Genomic DNA, 20987 nt, shown 5'->3' with positions numbered 1-20987 from the left:
CCGGAAAATAAAGGGATGTGTCGGCCGATCCGCGGGTCGATACACGGCTCGATGCGCCGGTCGATCCACTTCTCAATCTTTGGGCTGACGATGCGCGGGGTGGCGGGCTAATCCGGGACGGGCTGGCCGAGGGTGGCGCTGCTGGCGGCCAGCACCTTCGACGGCCCCGCGACGGCCTCATCGCCCGTAATGATCGCGGCAACGTCGTCGGCCAGCGATGCCAGGATTTCCAGCTCGCGGTCATCGAGCGTGCGGGGCTCGGTGCCGAGGATGCACATCGCGCCCAGCACCATCCCTTCGGCCGAGCGGAGGGGCGCCCCGGCATAGAAGCGCGCGTTCCACAACTTGATGGTCGGATTTTCGGCGAAGCGGGGATCGCGCTCCGTGTCCTCGACGACGAGAGGTTCGCCGGTCGCGACGACGTGGTCGCAGACAGCGTCCGCGCGCGGGATCACGATCATGTCGGTGCCGTCCTTGGTGAGGGCGCCGGCCAGGTGCTTGCTTTGCCCGACGATGAATTCCTGATCCTTGTCGATTGCCGTGATGACGGCAAAGCCCGCGTGGAACACGTCGGCCGCTCGCATGGCTGCCGCGTCGAGGTCCTCGCGGGAGCCGCCGGTCAGAACGCCTGTTGCGCGCAGGGCCGTGACGCGCTCGTCGTCGTTGTCGGGCACGATTGCTTTCTGCGCCTCTTCGGCCTCGTGGGGATCGACGAGACGGTGAATCCGGCGGGTCGCCTCCTCGATGGAGGTGACGACGACATCGGCGCCGAGGGTCTCGTGCGCGCCGCTGACGAGAAGTTCAGGCGACGCGTTCCAGAGGGCGAGGACGATGCGCAACTTGGGCCAGCGGCGGCGCAGGCGGCGGCAGAAGTGGCGCGCTGAGAGCGCCGGGGTGGACGTGAAGTAGCTGACGCAGACGATGTCGGCGCCTTCGAGATCGAGCTTGGCGATGTGGGCAGCGCTGATCGTTGTGGCCGGGCGGTAGACGGCGGCGATACCGTCGAGCGCGAGAGCGTGGCACAGCATCTCCGACGCGATCGTATCGACCTCCCACTTGCCGCCGATACACACGACGGACGGCTTTGCGCCTTCCGGAATTTCGGACGGATACTGCTCCCGCAAATCATCGAGCAGCGCGTCCATTCCGTTGGCGACGCGCAGGCGATGCTCAGCGGTGGCGTGGCGCAGATGGTCGTCGCTGGCGAGACGCAGCGTCGCGACGGCGACGTCGTTGTAGAATTCGCGCGGCGACGTCGCGTCGATCTCGGTCGTTGCGATGTCGATGGCTTCCTCGGCGTCGTCGGCGAGCAGGCGCTGGTAGATCCGGGTTGGCAGGTCGAGGGCCGGAACGGAGCCCAGCATCGTATCGAGAAACTGGAGCTGGGGAATGTTCCGGCCGATGACGAGCAGGCAGACGGTCAGCGGGGTTGCGAGAATGAGACCGATGGGTCCCCACAGCGCGGTCCAGAATGTGGCTGATGCGATCAGCGACATGGCCGAGAGGCCCGTGCTCGTGCCGTAGAGCATCGGCTCGACGATGTTGTTGCTGATGACCTCCAGCGTGACGATCAGCGCAATCGTCCAGAGCACCATGTTCCAGCCGGGATCGACGGCGAAGGCGAGGCTGATCGGGAAGATCGCCGCGAGCATTGGGCCGACGTAGGGCACGAACCGCATGACGGCAGCGACGGTGCCCCACAGCAGCGCGCCGGGCACGCCGATCAGGTACAACCCGAGCGCCATGGGCACGCCGTACGTGACGTTCACGACGAGCTGCATCAGGAGGTACTTGCTGATGCGTTTGCCGGCTTCCTCGATGGCGTCGGTCGATCGATGCAGGTTTCCGCCCAGCATGCGCAGCAAGCGGTCGCGCAGGTCGCTCCGGTCGAGCAGCGCGAGAAAGACGAAAACGAAGACGATGCCCAGTTTCGCCAGCGGCTCCACGGATCGTTCGAGCCAGGCCATCGCCGTTTCGAACGGGTCTCTTGGGCTCGGTACGATTTCAACGCGCTGGGGGGGCGGCGGCTGAGCGTCTTCCCCAGCCTTCGAGGGTCGCTCTTCCGCTTTGACTTCCTTTTGCACCGTCTCGACCGTTTCGAGAGCGCCTTCAAAAATGCCGGGCGCCTTTAACTGCGCGCGTAGCTCGGAGAGCTTGGAGCGGATCGTCCACTGATACGTCGGTAGCTCTTGGCTCAAGGAGCGGAGCTGGGAGCCGAGCACGCCGACGAGGCTGGCGAGGAGGGCGACGATCATGGCCATGACGACAATGACGGATGCGATGCGCGGCACGCCACGGCGGCTGAGCCAAGAGACCGGTCGATTGAGTGCGAAGCTGATCAGAAATGCGCATGCCAGCGGGATCAGAACGTCCTGGCCATAGTATAGCGCGGCGATGACGACGGCGGCTGACACCAGCGTCGCGGCCATGCGCACGGCGTCGACGGGCTGTGCGTCGAGCTTTTGGAAATTCGCAGGCGGGTCGGGGATCTGCGAGGAGATTGGAGACATGGACTTAGTCCGGCTGTTGGCCGGTAGAACGCTCGACGAGCGGTTTGCGTTCCTATGCCGCCGGGACCGCTGATTGTCCTGGCGAAATATCTGCGCTGCCACTCAGGCCAGATCAGGCCCAGAGGCGATTGGCGATGAGAGCTGCGAAATAGGCGATGACGGCGCAGGACGGAAAGGTCAGCACCCAGGCGATGACGATCTTGCGCAGTACACCCCACCGGATGTCGGACACCCGCTTGCCGGCCCCGACGCCGATGATGGCGCTCGTGATGGTGTGGGTCGTGGAGAGCGGGACGCCGTAGAGGGAGGCCCCGAAAATCGTGCTGGAGGCTGCGGCCGTCGCCGCAAAGCCCTGCCACGACGTCAGGCGTGTCATTTTCGAGCCGACCGTTTCGATGATCCGCCAGCCGCCGGCGCTGGTGCCGAGACCCATGGTGAGGGCGCAGACGAGGATCACCCACCACGGAATCGTGAATTCCGTCGTGACGCCGCCCGCAAGCAACGTGAGGGCGAAAACGCCCATGAATTTCTGGCCGTCGTTTAGGCCGTGATTGAACGCCATGAAGGCCGCCGAGGCCATCTGCAAGTGATCGAACCTGCGTTTGGCCCGGCCGGGAGAGGCGGCGGCAGCGACGCGGATGACGAGCCGCGCCAGCAGGAATGCGCCAGCAAAGCCGATGCCGAGAGACAGCACCATGCCGATGCCGACCTTCTGCCACCCGTGCCACTGGAGCGCGTCCAGGCCGCCGCCGGCGAAACCGGCGCCCGCGAGCCCGGCCAGGAGGGCATGCGACTTGCTGACCGGGATGCCGAGCTTGGCGGCCATCGTGCCCCAGCAAATGATGGCAATCATCGTTGCGGTAATGGCTGGGATCGTGAGGGCGGACGACGCAACAATGCCCTGGCCGACGGTCGTCGCGACTGCGGTGCCCGACATGGCGCCCAGCGTGTTCAGCACAACGGCCATGAGGATCGCCGCGCGCGGTGTCATCACGCCGGTCGAAACGACCGTTGCAATGGCGTTTGGCGCGTCGGTCCAGCCATTCACGAACTCGGCCACGAGCACGGCAAGGAGAGCGATGACGACGCCCGCCGACAAGCTGTCCACTTACGCCTCCTTGCGGGCGAGCGACAGGATATGCCGGGCAACATGATTGGCGTCGTCGGTCATCTCTTCGAGCAGATGAAACAGCTGATGCCATGCGATGAAGCCGATCGCGTTGGCGCCGGGCCGGCTGTATTCCTCCACGAGGCTGCGCTCGACATTGGAGACGATCCGGTCGGCCTCCGCTTCGGCGTCGTCAACGGACGTTGCAAGCTCGCGGACCTTGGCGAGCTTGAGCTTCGGCTCCCCCAGCATGCGGATGAGAGCGTGCAGCATGGACGCCATGCCATCGCCGATGCGCATCAATTCCAGCGCTTCGGGCCGGAGCTCGCCGAGATGCAAGCGGTAGACATCGAGGTGGATGGCGACCTTGCGCATTCCATCGATGACGTTGTCGAGTTCGTCGGTGAGTGTCATCGAGTCCGGAATATCGAAGCGCATGATGAAGGAGTTATCGAGCAATTCGTGGATCGCATCGACGAGGGCGTCGGCCTTGTGTTCGAAATCGACGATGCCCTGGAGGTCGCGACCCTGCGTCTCGACGAAATGGCTCGAGCATTGAACGACCGTTTCGGAGAGCTGCCGGAGAAGACCGGCAAACTGGTCGTTGTTGGACGGCCCGAACAGGTTTGCCAACGCGCCTAGTTTGGTTTTCACGGGAGATCCTATGGGAAGTCGTCGGCAAGTCAGATGCGCTGGGGGATACGGCCAGCGTCCGCGCTTTGCAAGAGGCGTGGTTGCGCGCTGTGAGGCCAGTGTCTGGTGCTGTTTGGAGTTATTCGCTGCGTTCGACCTTGACAGAGACACCTGGAAGGCAGACTCTCTTAAGTGACGGTCGTCGCTGGCGTCGTTGGCTCAAGCATCCGCTTCCGCCCGGCCCACAGCACCCCCCGGTTGTGAGGACGGTTGTCATCGATTAGATCGCGCGCCTGGCGGTCGGGATCCGAGAGATCCGCCGCTGACCGTGGTCTCGGATCAACAGCGAATGGAGGGAGAATGACTCCACCGGGTAGTCTTGCTGGACCCCGCGCTGACGCGAGGTCCACGCTTGAATAGCGGGAGCTGCTGCAGCTCAGGCTTCTCAAATTCGAGCGCTTTCAAACGCACAATTGAAAATCTTCATGCGAGGGCGGATGGCCGGTCAAGATCTGGGCCGGTGTGCCAGAGCCTTGCCTTATGAGCCCGGTTTAGCTGGGTAGGTTATCGAAGACAAAGAGAGCCCCGCTCGGCGAAATGCGCGACGGGGCTCAACTTTTTTGGCCTGCTGTTCTGCTGGCTGCGCGGCTGTTGCAACGGCCTCATGCGATCGCCGCCATGTCGTGCGGGACCCGCAAGGGTCGCATTCCTCATCTCTCGATTGACGCGAAATGCCCGGACGCCTTGGGGGGAAGACGCCCGGGCGTGCCCGGTGAAGCGGGCGATGAGCGCGATTACTGCGTGATGGAGCCTTCCGTCACGGTTGCGCCGTTCAGTTTCGCGTCCTTGAACACGAGCTTTTCTCCTGGTGCCGCCATCCACGAGAAGCCCCACGGACCGGTGAGGCCGCAGCCGTCCTTGCACTTGGCGGACAAGTCTCCGGTTTTTCCGGCGGCGATGGTTTCGACGTGTTCCTTGTCGCCTTCGTCGATGCCCACCTTGAGCTCGGCCTTGTCCTGATTTTCGACCGTGAGGGCGAGTGCGGGGGCTGCAAACAGCGTGGCTGCAAGCGCGAACATCGAGGCTTTGATGATGGTCATGGGATCCTCTCCTGAGCTGCGTTGTGTCTCGCATGACGTTGGTGTCTGCGATTGATGCAAATCTAGGAGACGGCTCCCGGCTGGCTATTTCGGTTGGTCCCGGAGGGGGCAGTGATTACGCGACATGCGCGGGTTGCAATCGACGATCGAGGCCCGATATGAGCAGGTTTATTGCCATCGGGCGCCTTAGGGGATTGATACGACGTATGCGGCGTTCGCGGGTGCTCGACGTGCGATTTTACGGCCCCATGCAGTCGTTTTCGTTCGCAATGGCGGTTTTGGGCTTGGCCTCGTTGGAGGCCGGACGGCCTCCGCCGAGCGCGCCGTCCGCACGCGCGCGGAGGTAGACGTAGATGTCGTCGAGGTAGCACATCACGTTTTTATTATCGCCGAAGGACGGCATGACGAGGCTCTCCGCCGTGTTCACGGATTGCTTGCCGTTGATGACGATTTTCTGGAATTCGTCGTAGCCGATGGTCTTGAGCGACTGGGTGAGATCGGGCGCGAAGCTCGATCCGGATCCGTCGAAGCCGTGGCATGTTTCGCACGTGCCGTTGAAGCGGCGGTAGCCGGAGAAGGTGTACCAGTCGACCTTGCCGCTGGGCGAGATGTTGTAGGTTGGGTTGCCGGCGGCATCGAAGTATTTCCCGTCCTGGCTCGAGGCGACTTTCGGGCTGCCGACAGGGTTGGGATCGGTCGCGGCGTGGGAGGAGGCGGCTGCAGTCACGGCTGCGGCGCACGCGGCAAACGCGAAAAGCATGGCACGGTGCGGCTTCGACATTTTCGGTCTCCATCCTGCTTGGCTCGGTGCGGGTCTCGTTGCAAGGAGACATATGCCGGGCCCCAGGGGAGGGAAGGGCCTTTACCTATAAGTAAAGTCGGTGGCCATTGGGCCGTCCCGGCGCTAACGTCACGCGCACGTCCGTATGCTTCTGAACGGCTCATGAACTCTCCGCTCAAGCGCCATTCAGACGTGGTGCGCCATAACGCGGCCCAAGCTCTCGCTTAATGGGACGGGACCGGCGCGCCAATGGCCGAGACAACGATGTTCGAGACAGCGATATTCGAGGGAACGACACCCATGACCGATCGTGGCATTTCAGACGAACCGCATTTGGGGCCGGTGCAGCGCTTCGTCCCGATCCTCAAGACCATGGCCCTGGTGGTGACGATCGTGGGTGCGGTGCCGACCGCGATCACGGCCTACCATGCCTGGCAGTACAAGGTGCCGTTCACGCAGGTGTCGCATCGGCTGGCCCAGTATGAGATCTGGGAGCGCAACATCGATTGCAAGATCGATTACAAGGCGCTTTCGACATCGCAGGGCACAAAGCTCGATGCGGGGGCGTGCCCGTCGACGCGCGATATCTCGCTCAAGATTTCGACCGACGACGGCAAGGCGACCTACGAGTGGATCGCCTACAATCAACTGCAGAAGCCCGGTGAGGCGCCGCCCTCGGGTATTCTCGATCTGATCATCGGCGGCGCGCGCGCCGAAACGTCCGGTCCGCGCAGCGTGCAACTCGCGCAGGGCATGGAGGTCGTCTGCCAGTCGCTCATCAGCAAGTCGCAGCTGGTGCGCGTCGTGAAGGAAGGCAGCCAGTGCTACCGCGAGGTGGTGTCGCCGGTGCGCGGTTCCGTCGACAAGCGCGAGCAGGTGCCCTGCGAAACGAAGTGCAACGCGGCCGGCTGATCGGCAGTGCTGCGCGCAAAATGAAAGCCGCGGATCGGGGCCCGATCCGCGGCTTTTTTTGTTTGGTGCTAAGCCGCGCTACTTTTTGCCGGGGCCTTGGAACAGCATTTCAAAGCTGCCGGAGCCGGGGCCCTTGGGGGCGGCTTTGGCCTGCTTGCGGGGCTTGGCGGCGCGGCGCGGTTTCTGGGGCGCTGCGGCCGGGGCTGCTTCAGCCGGTGCGGCTGCGGTTGCTGCAGGTGCAGTTGCCGCGGGTGCGGTCGATGCGGGAGCCTTGTCAGCGGGTGCGGTTGCGACGGGCGCGGGCGCCTCTTCGACCGGGTTCTGGGGAACGAGGCTTTGCGATGCTGCGGCAGGTGCGGCCGCAGACGGCGCGGCGCCGGCCGTCACGAGGGACGTGCCGTCCGTTTCGATGGTGGCGTTCTGCGCCACGAGGCGCGAAAAGCCCCACGGGCCGGTGACGGCGCAATCGGAGGCGCAATCTTCCTTGGCGTCGACCGAGCCGCCGGCCGGGATCTGATAGACGCCTTCGCTGGCGCCGTTGTCGACGGCGATGCTGACCGCGTTCGAGGACGTGTTCTTGACGGTGAGGGCGCCGACAGGGATCGCCGCAGTCGTGAGAACGGCGAAAGCAGTCACGGCGCGTGTCATGAAGGTCATGGTGATCTCCTGTCCATTCGATCGCGTTCGAGTCGGCGCTCGCGTGGGTGCCGCATAACATGACGCAGCTCATGCGACATCTTAAATGCCGCATGATTAATAAATTACTTAAATTAGCTATTAACAGTAGTTCGCTGTTTTGCGCAACTTACTGAATCTGCTTATTTTTGTTCGATCACCTATTGGTGGTGACTGCAACCCATGTGGGGTCTTCCTGTGAGCGGCGCTCGAAGCTCAGGAAGTCGTAGTAGCCGCACCGGCCCTTGCCCGGGAACGACCGGCACACGGAGGGGCGGGCGGTGTAGATGGTGCAGCAGCGCTTCTGGGTGTCGAAGAAGCGGCAGATGGCGCCGAAATGGCGGTCCTTCTTGCGCTTCATCGCGTACTTGCGGCCATGCGCTTCGCGCGTGAAGGCGCGCCGGGCTTCCTCGAATTTCATGTTGTGGTGCTTGGCGAGGCGCTCGACGTCGCGCTTGTCGAGCGCGATGAGGGGGTAGGAGCAGCAGTAACCGGGGCACTTACGGCAATCGTACACGAGCGTTCTATCCGTGTTGAAGTGACCGATCCCAATCCGAGGCTGGCGCCGTCGGGCACGCCTGCGCCGCATCTTCGCGGGCCTTTTTGACTGCGGCGGCCGCCGTCGTCACAAGGCACTCGCGCATTCAGTTAACTTCCCTTCGCGCGGTCGGCAATGTTAAAGCTCTCGCCGATCCCGCGCGCGACGTTACAGGACGGTGTTTGCGGCCATAGGGCCACTGTGCCGCCCAAAAGTGGCGCACGCCTTCCAGGCACGGCTTGGCCTCGGGACACACTTTCTCCTTTAATGCCCGCCATGTCAGTACCCGTACAGTATCGAGGGCTCCCGGAATGACGGATTTGGCTCGCGGCGCGCCCGATGGGGAAACGCCCGTCAACCCGTACAGCCTGCTCGAGGCCGTGAACCACTCGAGCGATACGGCGCATACGGGCTGGCTGATCTTCCTCGCCATCCTCGCCTATCTCGTGATCGCCGTCGCGGGCGTGACGCACAAGGATCTGCTGCTCGAGACGCCGGTCTCGCTGCCGATCCTGCAGGTCAACATCCAGCTCGCCCAGTTTTTCCAGTTCGCGCCGATCGTGCTCGTGCTGATGCACCTGGGGCTCGTGTCGCAGCTCGCGCTCTTGGCGCGCGAGACGCTTGAGTTCGACTACGCGATCCGGATGCTCGAGGCGACGGACAAGCGCACGCATCCGCTGCGGCTCGAACTCAACAACTTCTTCTTCGTGCAAGCGATCGCGGGCCCCCATCGCAGCCGCGTGATGGGCGCGTTCCTGCACGGCATGACGTGGCTGACGCTGGCCGTGCTGCCGGTGCTTCTGCTGCTCTACATCCAGGTCGTGTTCCTGCCGTATCACGACGCGGCCATCACGTGGACGCACCGCATCGCGTTGTTGGTCGATATCGCGATGCTGATCTCGATCGGCGTGTTCATGATGCGGGCGGAGACCTCGTTCTCGCAGGCCTTCATGCGCACGACGTCCTCGCATCCGCTGAGTTTCGTCGCCACGGTTGTTTTGCTGCTGTTCACGTGGGTGGTGTCGTTCTTCGTCGCTACCGTTCCCGGTGAGCGGCTGGACCGTTTCACGCAGCAGGTGCTCGGCTTCAACAACGAAGACGAGGCCGGGCAGGCGCCGCGCTACGTTGCGGGCTACACCATTCCCTTTCTGACGTTCGGTTCCGAGGGCTCGCTGTTCGGGATGTTCAAGCGCAACCTCGTGGTGGTCGATACGGATCTCGTCGTCGACCGGGATCAGGCGCCGGGAGAGCCCAGCCTGTCGCTGCGGGATCGCGATCTCCGCTTCGCCAAGCTCGACCGATCCGACCTGCATCAGGTGGATCTGACCGGAAGCGACCTGCGCGGGGCCTCGCTGGTGGGAGCCGACCTGCGCGGCAGCTGGCTGCAATGCGCGGATCCGACGGCGCTCGTGGTGACGGATGACCGGACGGCTGCCAAGTGCACGACCGCGCGGCGGGCCGATTTCACGCGTGCGCGCCTTGATGGCGCGACCATGACGGGCGCGGATCTGCGCGGGGCCAGGTTCATCGACGCCAAGCTCGACAATGTGTCGTTGCCCTATGCCGTGCTGCAGGGGGCCAATTTCTCGTCGGCCCGGCTCGACAAGGCCGATATGACGGGCGGCGTGCAGGCGCAGGGCGCGAACTTCCTGATCGCCAACCTGCAGGGCGCCGACCTAACGGGCGCGGACTTGACGGGGGCGGTGTTCTCCAGCGCCGATCTCACGGGGGCCGTGCTCGCCTATGCGCACCTCAACGCGGCCAATCTCAGGGACGCCAAGCTCGACGGCGCGGTGCTGTTTCGTGCGTCGCTGCGCGGGGCGGATCTCGTCGGGGCCAGCATCGCAGGATCGGATCTCCGGGAAGCGAACGTCTGGATGACGGTGCCGCCGCGGGCCGATCCCGAGGGCGTGGCCGACCTGACCGGCCTCAAGGTGGAGGCAATCACCGACGCAGCCGCGGCCGACCTCAAGACAGGCCTCGACCGCATCCAGAGCCGGCGCGTGAAGGCGCGCGTGAGCGAGCTCATGCAGCCGCTGATGGCGGTGAGCGAGGCGGCGTCGTGGGCCTCGTCGCCGGATGCCGTCGTGTGGCAGGGGCTGGCGAGCGCTGGGACGTTCACGGCACCCGAGCAGTACGGGCCGCGCGTCACCGAGTTTCTGGTGCGCCTTCAGTGCCGGCCGCGCTGGAGCAATGGGGCGGTCGCGACTGGCGTGGCGCGGCGCGCGCAGCGGCAGGAGTTCCGCGGCGACCTCGTGACGGTCTTCGACCGGCTCAAGGAGGATGCGTGCCCGGCGTCGAAGACCGTGCTGCCGAAGGTGATGAAGGATCTCTCTGCCTCGGCCGACGCGGTGCGGGGCGGGTAGGCGGGGTGTCCCGGTGCTGAGCTGGCCGGTTGCGGCTGGCGTTCAAATAAGCTAGAACGTAACAGGAACTTTGCCGCCGCTTCGCCGTTTTGGCTTGCGAAAGATAGCGCATAGAACATGCGAACTTCGGCGGCTTAAACCACGCGCCCGCGCGCGGGAAATTGAAAAAGGCTTGGATAAGCGCGGCACCGGCTGCCCGGCCTGCCAACGATGCGGGTAGGGTGCTGCAACTTGAGTCGCTGGTCGTTGAGTCACACGTCTTGAGTCCCCGTCTCGGGTCGCACGTCCGTTTTGCTGCGTGACGCGATCCGTTGATGCCTCAAGTCGATCCGTCAGGTCGATCTCAGGGCGCGCCTGCGACTGCCACGTTAGCCACTACCCCACGCGCTAAGAGTGCCCCACGGCCCTTGGCAACGCACAACAAGGAGACGCGACATGGCCGGTTCGGTCAACAAGGTGATCCTGGTCGGAAATCTGGGCAAGGATCCCGAGATCCGCCGCACGCAGGACGGGCGTCCGATCGCCAACCTGCGCATCGCGACCAGCGAGACCTGGAAAGACCGCAACAGCGGCGAGCGCAAGGAAAAGACCGAGTGGCACTCGGTCGTGATCTTCAACGAGAACCTCTGCAAGGTGGTCGAGCAGTACGTGAAGAAGGGCGCGAAGCTCTACATCGAAGGACAGCTTCAGACCCGCAAGTGGCAGGACCAGCAGGGCAACGACCGGTACTCAACCGAAGTCGTGCTGCAGGGCTTCAACGGAACGCTGACGATGCTCGATGGGCGCCAGGGTTCGGGCGGCGGCATGCAGGAAGGCCAGTCCGACTACGGCGGGGGCGACTTCGGCGGTGGTGGCGGCGGCGGTTTCGGCGGCGGCGAGACGAAGCGTGCGCCGCGCAGCGGTGGCGGCGGCTCGAAGGGCGGCGGCGGCATGGACAAGCCGTTCGACGACGAGATTCCGTTCTAGGTAGGCAGCCGGCAACGGGCAGCCGCAGGTGAGGATCAGCCGTTGCGCTGGCCCTTACGCATTTGGGTTGTTGCGCAGGCAGCCCTCTGCTTTCCCAAGCGTCGGAATGGATCCTAGGCACACGGCCTAGGATGACAGTCGTGTCTGGATCCCGGCCTCCGCCGGGATGACGGCCGTTGATGGGTGCCCGCACGCCCAACCTCGGGCCTAGGATGACAGCTCATCCAACCTTTCGTCACCACCTCCACTACATGACGTTGCCCGACTACATGACGTTGCCCGACGGACGTCGGGGTCCAGACACGTATGCGCTTGGCCTCTAGCGCCAAGCGGTGTGCCGCACACGAGATGATCGCTTCTCTTGTCATCCTAGGCCTTGTGCCTAGGATCCAGGCTTCAGGAGTGAAGCGATGCGGGTCGGTGATGGCGTCGCTTCACGTCGCTAACGCTTTCCTGCGCGGACCGATGGGTCCTAGGCACAAGGCCTAGGATGAGAGATGGGGAGTGTGTGCGGCGTTGCGTGGGTGAGTGCGTCGCGCGGGTGAAGGGTCACGTCGGCGGGTGTAAGCCTCAGTGCTTGCCCTTGTGGCGCTTGCGCTCTTTGCGGCTCATGGGGCGGCTCATCGCGCTGGCGGGCTCAGGCGGCGCGGCGCTGGGCGCGGGAGGCGCGGGGCGAGCGGCGGTTGCGTTTCGTGCGGCTGCAGCCGCGATGCGTGACGGGTCACCCGTCGTTTCTTCCTCGATGAAAAATGTCGTTGCACCATCGGAGACCGTTCCGGTGGGGTCGCTTGCGTGCGCGGCGGCGATCAGCAGGTTGCGGATCTCAAGCGACATGAACGCCGCGACGACACCCAGCAGCAGGCCGATCGCAATCGCCGCGTAGCCGTCGGCGACCGGCACCGAAAGCCAATCCGCAATGGCGATGCCGGCGCCTGCGATCACGACGCCGAGCAGGCCGGCGAGGCTCTCGATGGCGACCGTGCTCGCCGCCGGCTCCTGCGCCGCACGCGTCGCTGGTTCTTGCGCGCCGGCTGGCACGACGCGTGGTTCTGCCGGCGTGAGCTGCTTCAGCGCCATCCGGGCGGCGAGCGCAAGGGCGACGAACGCAGTTGCGAGCACCGCATAAGCGATGTGGAGGTACTTGTTCGGCAGAGGATCGGCGAGCTTGGCCACGCCGTCGTAGATGGCGATGCCGGCGCCGAGGGAGAACAGCAGCACCGCGACGCCGTAGCTCCAGAAGGCGACTTCGCTGGACGGCGCAGTGATGGATTGCGACGGGGCGGTGTGGTCCACTCCGTGTGCGGATTTAGCCGCGTGAGGCGCGGGGCGCGTCACGCCGTAAAGCACCATCGCCTGGCTGGACGCGCCGATCAGCGATTGGATCGCGGTGGCGAGCAGGGCCGAGGAGCCCGACCACGCGGAGGCTGCAAACAAGGCGAATGTCAGCGCGACGTTGAGTGTCATCGCCATCATCACGACGTTCGCCGTGCTAGCTCCAGCCAATGCGGTGCGCTCCTGCCGGTTATTGAATCGCGTCCTTCGTGTTTAAGGGAGATTCACCGGCGCCGAAAGGATGGATGATAAAAAAGCCCCGCCTCTCGCGGAGAGAGACGGGGCTTTCGTCGCAAAGGATGCGCGTAAAATTACGGCGCGGGTGCCGCGGGCGGTGCCGGCTCTGCGGGCGGCGTCGCGTTTGCAGGAGGCGCATCAGCAGGCGGCGTTGCGCCGACGGCTTCCTTGGCCGAGTCGATGGCGCCGGAGACGGCTTCCTTTGCCTTCTCGAGTGCGGGCGCCGCGGCGCGCTTGGCGGCATCGAGGGCTTCCTCGGCCTTCTTCTTGGCGTCGTCGATCTGCGGCTTGGACTTGTCGGAGAACTCGTTGACCTTCTCCTTGGCGCGGTCGAACAGCGACTTGGCCGGCTTCTTGCGCTTGAACTCAGGCGCGGACTCGATGGTGGCCTTGGTCAGGTCGGGCAGCGACACGAACAGCGTCCCGTCCTTTTCTTCGAACTTGAGCGAGTCGAGGCTGACGCCGACCTTCTTCTCGGCCCAGCCGAAATAGCCGCCCGTGCCCATCACGACGCCGACGACCTGGTTCTGGTCATTGACGATGAGGTCCTCGACGTCGGCGACGATGGTGCCTTCCGCGCCGTGCACTTTCGCGCCGATCAGATGGTCCTTGGCGAGGTACTCGCTGTCGGTCTGCGCCGGGACGAACGTAGTGTCTGCCCGCACGGGCACGGCCGCGAGAGGGGCCGCCGCAAGCAGGCCGGCGGCGAGAAGCGAGAAATGTTTCATGGGGTCCCTATCCCTGGTGGTGAAGAAAACGCGTTGACGCGGAGGAGATACCGCGAATCCCTCACGCGCGTTCCAGCACCGAAGCGCGACTTTTTGGCCGGTTCGCGGCAGACGATACGCCGTGCACAGGCATATTCCCGGTGAAAGGTGCCGAAAACACAGGCACGTAGGCCGTGAGCGGGTTGCGGCGCATTGCGGTTGGGGGGCGGGTCCGGCTAAACTGGGGTCGACCACTAAGCGCGCCTCGCAGATTGGACGCCGTCGCGCCGTCGCAGGCTTTTCAGGACATCCGCCTTGAACGCACCCACTGACCGGCCCGGCGCCTCGGGGCCGAGCGACATCCGCCCGATTCTCATCCAAGACGAGATGAAGCGCTCGTACCTCGAGTACGCGATGAGCGTGATCATCTCGCGCGCGCTGCCCGACGTGCGCGACGGCTTGAAGCCCGTGCACCGCCGCATCCTCTATGCGATGCAGCGCCTCGGCCTCGACTGGAACAAGAAGCACATGAAGTCGTCCAAGGTGGTGGGCGACACGATGGGCGATTTCCATCCGCACGGAAACCTTGCGATCTACGACGCGCTCGTGCGCCTGGCGCAGGATTTCTCCATGCGCGTGCCGCTGATCGACGGGCAGGGCAACTTCGGCTCGGTGGACGGCGATCCGCCCGCGGCCGAGCGCTACACGGAAGCGCGCCTCGCCAAGGTCGCGCAGTATCTGCTCGACGATCTCGACAAGGACACGGTCGACTTCAAGCCGAACTACGACGACCGACTGGAAGAGCCGAGCGTGCTGCCGGCGAAGTTTCCGAACCTGCTCGTGAACGGAGCCGGCGGCATCGCCGTCGGCATGGCGACGAACATCCCGCCGCACAATCTCGGCGAAGTCATCGACGCCTGCATGCTGATGCTCGAGAAGCCGGACGCGACGGTCGAGGATCTGACCCAGATCATCCAGGGACCCGACTTCCCAACCGGCGGGCTCATTCTCGGCCGGCAGGGGGCGCTGGCGGCCTACCACAAGGGCCGCGGCTCGATCATCATGCGCGCCAAGGTCGAGGTGGAGGAGATCCGCAAGGACCGCGAAGCGCTCGTCGTGACGGCCATTCCCTATCAGGTGAACAAGAAGACGCTGATCGAGAAGATCGCCGATCTCGTGCGTGAAAAGCGCGTCGAGGGCATCTCCGACATCTGGGACGAGACGAACCGCGAAGGCATGCGGATCGTCATCGAGCTCAAGCGTGACGCCATCGCGGACGTGGTGCTCAACCAGCTCTGGCGCTATTCGGACCTGCAGACGACGTTCGGCGCCAACATGCTGGCCATCAACGGCGGCAAGCCCGAGCAGCTCAACCTGCGCGATTTCATCGAGGCGTTCACGACGTTCCGCCAGGTGGTGGTGACGCGGCGCACGCGCCATCTGCTCACGAAGGCGCGCGACCGGGCGCACGTGTTGGTCGGTCTCGCGATCGCGGTCGCCAACATCGATGAAGTCATTCGCCTGATCCGTACCTCGCCGTCGCCGGCCGAGGCCAAGGCGCAGTTGATGGATCGCGACTGGCCCGCCAAGGACATGGCGCCGCTGATCGAGCTGATTGCCGACCCGCGCCACAAGCTGGCGTCCGACGGCACTTACAGGCTCTCCGAGGAACAGGCCAAGGCCATTCTCGAGCTTCGGCTCGCACGGCTCACTGCGCTGGGCCGCGACGAAATCGGCGATGAACTCAAAAAGATCGCCGAAGAGATCAAAGACTATCTGGCCATCCTGTCGTCGCGCCTGCGCATCGTTGACATCGTCAAGGGCGAGCTGTCGGCGATCCGGGACGAGTTCGCGACGCCGCGCAAAACCGAGATCGTCGATCTCGAAGGCGAGCTCGAAGACGAGGACTTGATCCAGCGCGAGGACGTGGTCGTCACGGTTTCGCACAAGGGCTACATCAAGCGCGTGCCGCTCTCGACTTATCGCGCCCAGCGGCGCGGCGGCAAAGGGCGCTCCGGCATGTCGACGCGCGACGAGGATTTCGTCACGCAGATCTTCATCACGTCCACGCACACGCCGGTGCTGTTCTTCTCGTCGCGCGGCATGTGCTACCGCATGAAGGTGTGGCGCCTGCCGGCGTCAACACCCCAGGCATCGGGCAAGGCGCTGATCAACCTGCTGCCGCTGGCGCAGGGCGAGGTCATCACGTCGATCCTGCCGCTGCCGGAGGACACGTCGACCTGGGCCAATCTGGAGCTGATTTTCGCCACCAAAAGCGGCGGCGTGCGCCGCAACGCGCTGACCGATTTCGAGAGCATCAATCGCAACGGCAAGATTGCGATGAAGTTCGACGCGTCGGAGGAGGGCGGCGAGAGCGACCGCATCGTCTCGGTGGCGATTGCCTCGCCCGAGGACGACATTCTGCTGACGACGGCGCAGGGGCGCTGCATCCGCTTCCTCATCAAGGATGAAGTGCGGCTCTTCAAGGGGCGCGATTCATCCGGCGTGCGCGGCATCCGGCTGGATGCGGGCGACGAGGTGATCTCGATGGCCATTCTCGCGCATGCGGAGGCTTCGCCTGCGGAACGCACGGCCTACATGAAGCAGGCAGCGCAGATCCGCCGCAGCGAAACCGGCGAGGACGCGGATGCCGTTGCCGAGATCGAGGTGGAAGCGGACGAGACCGGCGAAGAGGGTGGCGCGGCCGAGCTGACGCCCGAGCGTTACGCCGAGCTTTCGGCGCGCGAGCAGTTCGTGCTCACGGTTTCCGAAAAGGGCTTCGGCAAGCGCAGTTCGTCGTACGAGTACCGGACGAGCGGGCGCGGCGGCAAAGGCATCGTCGCGATGGTCGTGAACGAGCGCAACGGCAGCCTCGTGGCGTCGTTTGCGATCGACGACTCGGATCAGATCATGCTCGTCACCGACGGCGGCCAGCTCATTCGCTGCCCGGTTAACGATGTGCGCATTGCGGGTCGCAACACGCAGGGCGTGCGGATCTTCAAGACCGAGGCCGAGGAGCGGGTCGTGTCCGTGGAGCGCATTCCGGACGACGGCTCCGAGCCGGAAGAGGGTGAGGGCGAGGCCGACAACGGCGGCTGAGGCCGCCGTCCGCGGGGGCTCGATCCGGCTATCCAACGTGTGCGCCCTTTCTGGCCCCGCCGCGCGGGGCCGTGGACCCTTGCGCGCCTTGGGCGGGCGGGTGTAGCTCTGTGGCCCATGACGCTCACGGGACATTCCTCGCGACGCAGCGCCTTGCGCTCGACCACCGCGACGCGGCACGCCGAGCTCGAGGCCGTGGTCGGAGCTTTGCGTTCGCGTGCGTCCTACGTCCGCTACCTGCGCGGCATGCACGCTTTCCGGGCTCCGTACGAAGCGGCACTTTCCGGCCTCGACTGGCCGGCACTGTCGGGAGACTGGCGGCCGACGTTCATCGCGCAAAGCCTCAACGACGACCTGGACGACATGGGTGCTGCTCCGCTCGCTGCGGCGCGGCCATCTGAGCCCGTGCGAGCTGCGGTTTCGGACCTGAGCGGGGCGTTCGGCGTGCTTTACGTGCTCGAAGGTTCGTCCCTCGGCGCCCGACTCCTCTACAGCGAAGCCAAGAAACTCGGGCTGACGGCGACGTTCGGCGCGCGTCATCTCGCCCGGCAGTCGGCCGGGTTGGAAACCTGGCGCGGGTTTCAAGCGTTACTGGAAGCGGCCGACGGGATCGAAATGCCAGCCGCCGTGTCGGCGGCCAACGCGGCGTTCGAAGCAGCAAAGCTCTCCTTTCTCAAAGCGAATGATGATGCGGTCTGATGCGGTAAATTTGACGAACTGCGATCGGGAGCCGATCCATATTCCCGGCAGCATCCAGCCGCATGGCTGCCTGTTGGCGCTCGATGCCGAGTTCCGGAGCATCCGCCGCCATTCCGCGAACGCCTCGGACATGCTCGGGTGCGGCGAACTGGTCGACCACAAGTTTGAAGAGGTGTTCGGCAATCGCGGGGCGCACGATCTCAGAAACGCGCTAGCCGCCACGCCCGAAGGCGCGCGCCCGGCCTTGATCATGGGGCTGGCGAACGACGCAGGACGCGCGTTCGACGTGGCCGTGCACCGGTGGAAGGGTCACTCGATCGTCGAACTCGAACCGGTGCCCGCGGGGCGGCCGGGCAAGCCGCTCGAACTCGTGCGGACGCTCATCAACCGCCTCAGGCCGTTGCAGACGGTCGACGATGTCGTCAAGCAGACATCGAGGCTGATCCGCGCGCTGCTCTCTTACGACCGGGTCATGGTCTATCAGTTCGCGGCAGACGGCTCCGGGCAGGTCATTGCCGAAAGCAAGCGCACGGATCTCGAGAGCTTTCTCGGGCAGCACTTTCCCGCAAGTGACATCCCTCAGCAGGCGCGCGAGCTTTACATCAGAAACACCATTCGCGTGATCGGGGACGCGAGCGGGGCGCGGGTGTTGATCCAGCCGGAAGACGACGAAGCGGGCGCGCCGCTCGATCTGAGCTTCGCGCACCTGCGGAGCGTTTCTCCGATTCATTGCGAATACCTCCGCAACATGGGGGTCGCGGCATCGATGTCGATTTCGATCGTCGTCGGCGGCGAGCTGTGGGGGCTGATCGCGTGCCATCATTATACGCCACGGGCGCTGGCGATGGCGGATCGGATCGCGGCGGAAATGTTCGGCGATTTTTTCTCGCTCCATCTCGAGGCTCTGATCCAGAAGTCGAAGCTCGAGGTGGCGATCGAGACCCGCCGTGCGCTCGACGATCTGCTGCGCGAGGTCATCCACCACGAGGACATCACCCAGTTTCTCAGGAGCCGCGTCGCCCTCTGTTCGAGCCTCATCGCCTCAGACGGGGCCGGCTTGTGGATCGACGAAACGTGGACGCCGTTTGGGTCCACCCCGCCCGCAAGCGAGATTGAAAAGCTCACGGCCTACATCGGCACCGTCAGCGAGGGAAAAGTCTGGTCGACGTCTGAGCTGTCCGCGCATGTGCCGGGCGCGGCCGCCTACAAGGCGGATGTGTCGGGCGTGCTGGCCGTACCAATTTCGCACGCGCCGCGCGACTACCTCATGTTCTTCCGCAAGGAGCTGGTGGAGACTGTCGCCTGGGCGGGAAATCCCGAGAAAGTCTACCAAACCGGCCCGCACGGCGATCGCCTCACGCCGCGCCAGAGCTTCGCCATCTGGAAGGAGACGGTGGAGCGCAAATCGCGCCCGTGGTCGACGCCGGATAACGAAAGCGCGGAGGCCGTGCGCACGGCTCTGTTCGAGGTCGTGATGCGCCGGACGGAGCTTCTGGCGGAGGAGCGGCGCAAGGCGGACCTGCGCCACAAGATGCTCAACGAGGAATTGAACCATCGCGTCAAAAACATCCTGGCGCTTATCAAGTCGCTCGTCTCGCAGCCGGTGGAGGAAGGGCGGGATATCGAAGCGTACGTCAGCTCGCTCAAGGGCCGCATTGCGGCGCTGGCCTTTGCGCACGATCAGGTCATCCGCAGCGACTGCGGCGGGCAGTTGAAGGATCTGCTCAGAGCGGAGCTTGGACCTTATTCGGGGCGTTCGGCTGCGGTGGAGCTCGATGGGCCGGATGTCGCGCTCGAGTCGCGTGCGTACTCCGTCATGGCGCTGGTGTTTCATGAGCTGGCGACCAATGCGGCGAAGTACGGTGCGCTGTCGACGCAGAACGGGCGTCTCACGGTGCGCTGGTCGATCCGGCCCGACAGGGGGTGCGAGGTCTTCTGGACTGAGGAGGGCGGGCCGCGGGTCGAAAAGCCGAAACGCAGCGGCTTCGGCATGGTGCTGGTGGACCGCAGCGTGCCGTTCGACCTCGGGGGCGAAAGCGAGCTCACGTTTCACACGGCCGGTGTTTCCGCGCGGTTCGTCATTCCGGGCAGGTTCGTCACGCGGGTTACGCCGCAGCGCCGCGTGGTTGCGGCGCCCGCGCGCGCTGAGCCGGCAGCGAGTGGCGGCATCGCAGGATTGAACGTGCTGGTGCTCGAGGACCAGCTCGTCATCGCCATCGACGTCGAGTCCATGCTTGCCGAGTATGGAGCGGTGGCGAAAACGGTTGCGACCACGGCGGAGGCGATGGCGGTTCTGGCGCGTGGGGCATTGCCCGACGCGGCGGTGCTCGACGTGCATATCGGAATGGACAACTCGTTCGCCGTTGCCGACGAGCTATTGCGGCGCAAGATCCCCTTCGTGTTTGCGACGGGCTACGGCGACAGTTTTCTAATTCCCGATCGCCTGCGGATCGTGCCCGTGGCGCACAAGCCCTACATGGCAAATGTGCTTGCCGAGAAGCTGGGGCTGGCTGTCTCTGCCTCCGCCAACATGGCCGCCGCCGAGGCCGACGCGCCTGCCGGTCAGGCGAACACGACGAGCGGCTCCCAAACAGTTTGACGGCGCTCGCGCCGAGTTAGTCGCCGCAGGCTCCGACCGCGTCGCCGTCCTGGCAGAGGCATCCTGTGGGATCGACCTCTTCTCCGGCGGGCGCGTTGGCGCTGCAGATTTTCTTGGCTTTTTCCCATTCGGCTTTTGAGATGCACAGGTTGCCGCCCTCGGCGCGGTCGTCGGGGACCGAGACCTCGTCCGGGCCGCACGCGATATCTTTCGCGTCGACCTGAGACAGCCCGGCGCTCAGCGCGAAAGCAGCAACAGCCAAGAGCGCGGACGGGGCAGTCAGGCGTGGCGACAAGGGCGTTCTCCGTTTGGGTGTTCGTTTCGTTTGGTCAGCCCAGGTCAGCTTTTGCAGACCTTGGCAGAGGCGCGGCAGGTCCATAGCGCGCCGTCGCTCGCGCACTTGTAGACCGGCTTCGAAATGGCGTCCGTTTGGAACGGCCAGTTTCCCGTGACCTGACGGATGATGAGGAACGCCTCGTACTCGGCGAAATCGCGGGTGATGCCGGTCGCCGAGCCGTGCTTGGTGACGCAGGCGCCTGGCGCGGCAGCGGCGGGGGCGGTCATGGCCGCGGCGAGCAGCGCGGCGCTTGCGAGCGCGGGAACTGCAAATGTCATCAAAGTGTTACGCGCAACCATCTCGTTCTCCCCAATCGACCGTTGCATGAGCCACTATGGCGCGAGACGCGCTCTTCGCCAATCAAGTTGGGGATGGCGGATTGTTGAAT

The 20987-nt window shown here is 64.8% G+C and carries 17 protein-coding genes; 6 read left to right on the top strand and 11 right to left on the bottom strand.

The window, feature by feature from the left end; genetic code table 11:
- Window positions 1-107 precede the first annotated feature (107 nt).
- The 5 genes from K2Y42_RS07000 to K2Y42_RS06980 all read right to left on the bottom strand — a co-directional run bounded on the left by K2Y42_RS07000 (window position 108) and on the right by K2Y42_RS06980 (window position 6132).
- Complete coding sequence (locus K2Y42_RS07000; protein WP_291150366.1) at window positions 108-2510, bottom strand: AI-2E family transporter; 2403 nt, start codon at window positions 2508-2510, stop codon at window positions 108-110.
- A gap of 112 nt (window positions 2511-2622) precedes the next feature.
- Window positions 2623-3618, bottom strand: coding sequence for an inorganic phosphate transporter (locus K2Y42_RS06995; RefSeq protein ID WP_291150363.1), 996 nt, complete (start codon window positions 3616-3618; stop codon window positions 2623-2625).
- Window positions 3619-4272: a DUF47 family protein gene (locus tag K2Y42_RS06990; protein WP_291150360.1), complete on the bottom strand. Its 654-nt coding sequence runs from the start codon at window positions 4270-4272 to the stop codon at window positions 3619-3621.
- 773 nt (window positions 4273-5045) lie between these two features.
- Window positions 5046-5351, bottom strand: a complete 306-nt coding sequence (locus K2Y42_RS06985; RefSeq protein ID WP_291150358.1) for a hypothetical protein — start codon at window positions 5349-5351, stop codon at window positions 5046-5048.
- Between the two features lie 238 nt (window positions 5352-5589).
- Window positions 5590-6132: a c-type cytochrome, methanol metabolism-related gene (locus K2Y42_RS06980; RefSeq protein WP_291150356.1), complete on the bottom strand. Its 543-nt coding sequence runs from the start codon at window positions 6130-6132 to the stop codon at window positions 5590-5592.
- Between the two features lie 300 nt (window positions 6133-6432).
- Here K2Y42_RS06980 and K2Y42_RS06975 point away from each other — a divergent pair, with 300 nt between their 5' ends.
- On the top strand, window positions 6433-7044 hold the full coding sequence (locus K2Y42_RS06975) for a hypothetical protein (RefSeq protein WP_291150354.1): 612 nt from the start codon (window positions 6433-6435) through the stop codon (window positions 7042-7044).
- Window positions 7045-7122: 78 nt separating this feature from the next.
- Here K2Y42_RS06975 and K2Y42_RS06970 read toward each other — a convergent pair whose 3' ends face one another.
- Entirely contained in the window at window positions 7123-7701 is a 579-nt protein-coding gene (locus K2Y42_RS06970; RefSeq protein WP_291150352.1) for a hypothetical protein, read from the bottom strand.
- A gap of 175 nt (window positions 7702-7876) precedes the next feature.
- Window positions 7877-8236: a YkgJ family cysteine cluster protein gene (locus K2Y42_RS06965; protein WP_291150350.1), complete on the bottom strand. Its 360-nt coding sequence runs from the start codon at window positions 8234-8236 to the stop codon at window positions 7877-7879.
- 332 nt (window positions 8237-8568) lie between these two features.
- On the opposite strand from K2Y42_RS06965, the gene K2Y42_RS06960 reads away from it, so the two are divergent.
- On the top strand, window positions 8569-10623 hold the full coding sequence (locus K2Y42_RS06960; RefSeq protein ID WP_291150346.1) for a pentapeptide repeat-containing protein: 2055 nt from the start codon (window positions 8569-8571) through the stop codon (window positions 10621-10623).
- A 435-nt stretch (window positions 10624-11058) separates the two neighbouring features.
- Window positions 11059-11589 carry a single-stranded DNA-binding protein gene (locus K2Y42_RS06955; RefSeq protein ID WP_291150343.1) on the top strand — a complete coding sequence of 177 codons (531 nt, stop codon included), beginning with the start codon at window positions 11059-11061 and terminating at the stop codon, window positions 11587-11589.
- A 570-nt stretch (window positions 11590-12159) separates the two neighbouring features.
- Here the strand turns inward: K2Y42_RS06955 and K2Y42_RS06950 are convergent.
- Together K2Y42_RS06950 and K2Y42_RS06945 are read right to left on the bottom strand one after the other, a co-directional pair.
- Window positions 12160-13092 carry a cation transporter gene (locus K2Y42_RS06950; protein ID WP_291150340.1) on the bottom strand — a complete coding sequence of 311 codons (933 nt, stop codon included), beginning with the start codon at window positions 13090-13092 and terminating at the stop codon, window positions 12160-12162.
- Window positions 13093-13232: 140 nt separating this feature from the next.
- On the bottom strand, window positions 13233-13886 hold the full coding sequence (locus K2Y42_RS06945) for a PRC-barrel domain-containing protein (RefSeq protein WP_291150338.1): 654 nt from the start codon (window positions 13884-13886) through the stop codon (window positions 13233-13235).
- Window positions 13887-14180: 294 nt separating this feature from the next.
- On the opposite strand from K2Y42_RS06945, the gene gyrA reads away from it, so the two are divergent.
- The 3 genes from gyrA to K2Y42_RS06930 all read left to right on the top strand — a co-directional run bounded on the left by gyrA (window position 14181) and on the right by K2Y42_RS06930 (window position 20262).
- Window positions 14181-16964: a DNA gyrase subunit A gene (gene gyrA / locus K2Y42_RS06940; protein ID WP_291150335.1), complete on the top strand. Its 2784-nt coding sequence runs from the start codon at window positions 14181-14183 to the stop codon at window positions 16962-16964.
- 117 nt (window positions 16965-17081) lie between these two features.
- Window positions 17082-17663 (top strand): biliverdin-producing heme oxygenase, encoded by a 582-nt coding sequence (locus K2Y42_RS06935; protein ID WP_291150333.1) that lies wholly within the window; start codon window positions 17082-17084, stop codon window positions 17661-17663.
- 10 nt (window positions 17664-17673) lie between these two features.
- The gene (locus tag K2Y42_RS06930; RefSeq protein WP_366512358.1) at window positions 17674-20262 is read left to right on the top strand and encodes an HWE histidine kinase domain-containing protein; all 2589 of its coding nucleotides are present in this window, start codon (window positions 17674-17676) and stop codon (window positions 20260-20262) included.
- 16 nt (window positions 20263-20278) lie between these two features.
- On the opposite strand, the gene K2Y42_RS06925 is transcribed toward K2Y42_RS06930, so the two are convergent.
- Together K2Y42_RS06925 and K2Y42_RS06920 are read right to left on the bottom strand one after the other, a co-directional pair.
- Window positions 20279-20557: a hypothetical protein gene (locus K2Y42_RS06925; protein WP_291150327.1), complete on the bottom strand. Its 279-nt coding sequence runs from the start codon at window positions 20555-20557 to the stop codon at window positions 20279-20281.
- 44 nt (window positions 20558-20601) lie between these two features.
- Window positions 20602-20898, bottom strand: coding sequence for a hypothetical protein (locus K2Y42_RS06920; RefSeq protein ID WP_291150325.1), 297 nt, complete (start codon window positions 20896-20898; stop codon window positions 20602-20604).
- Window positions 20899-20987 lie beyond the last annotated feature (89 nt).

Source organism: Hyphomicrobium sp. (assembly GCF_019744875.1).
Taxonomy (GTDB): Bacteria; Pseudomonadota; Alphaproteobacteria; order Rhizobiales; family Hyphomicrobiaceae; genus Hyphomicrobium_C.
Note: the sequence above shows the minus strand (reverse complement) of the source record. Positions and strands in the feature narration are given on the sequence as shown.

Excerpts from the sequence above, each read along its gene's own strand:
- K2Y42_RS07000 (WP_291150366.1), bottom strand. The coding sequence starts at position 2,510 with ATGTCTCCAATCTCCTCGCAGATCCCCGACCCGCCTGCGAATTTCCAA.
- K2Y42_RS06985 (WP_291150358.1), bottom strand. The coding sequence starts at position 5,351 with ATGACCATCATCAAAGCCTCGATGTTCGCGCTTGCAGCCACGCTGTTT.
- K2Y42_RS06980 (WP_291150356.1), bottom strand. The coding sequence starts at position 6,132 with ATGTCGAAGCCGCACCGTGCCATGCTTTTCGCGTTTGCCGCGTGCGCC.
- K2Y42_RS06975 (WP_291150354.1), top strand. The coding sequence starts at position 6,433 with ATGACCGATCGTGGCATTTCAGACGAACCGCATTTGGGGCCGGTGCAG.
- K2Y42_RS06970 (WP_291150352.1), bottom strand. The coding sequence starts at position 7,701 with ATGACCTTCATGACACGCGCCGTGACTGCTTTCGCCGTTCTCACGACT.
- K2Y42_RS06960 (WP_291150346.1), top strand. The coding sequence starts at position 8,569 with ATGACGGATTTGGCTCGCGGCGCGCCCGATGGGGAAACGCCCGTCAAC.
- K2Y42_RS06955 (WP_291150343.1), top strand. The coding sequence starts at position 11,059 with ATGGCCGGTTCGGTCAACAAGGTGATCCTGGTCGGAAATCTGGGCAAG.
- K2Y42_RS06945 (WP_291150338.1), bottom strand. The coding sequence starts at position 13,886 with ATGAAACATTTCTCGCTTCTCGCCGCCGGCCTGCTTGCGGCGGCCCCT.
- K2Y42_RS06935 (WP_291150333.1), top strand. The coding sequence starts at position 17,082 with ATGACGCTCACGGGACATTCCTCGCGACGCAGCGCCTTGCGCTCGACC.
- K2Y42_RS06920 (WP_291150325.1), bottom strand. The coding sequence starts at position 20,898 with ATGGTTGCGCGTAACACTTTGATGACATTTGCAGTTCCCGCGCTCGCA.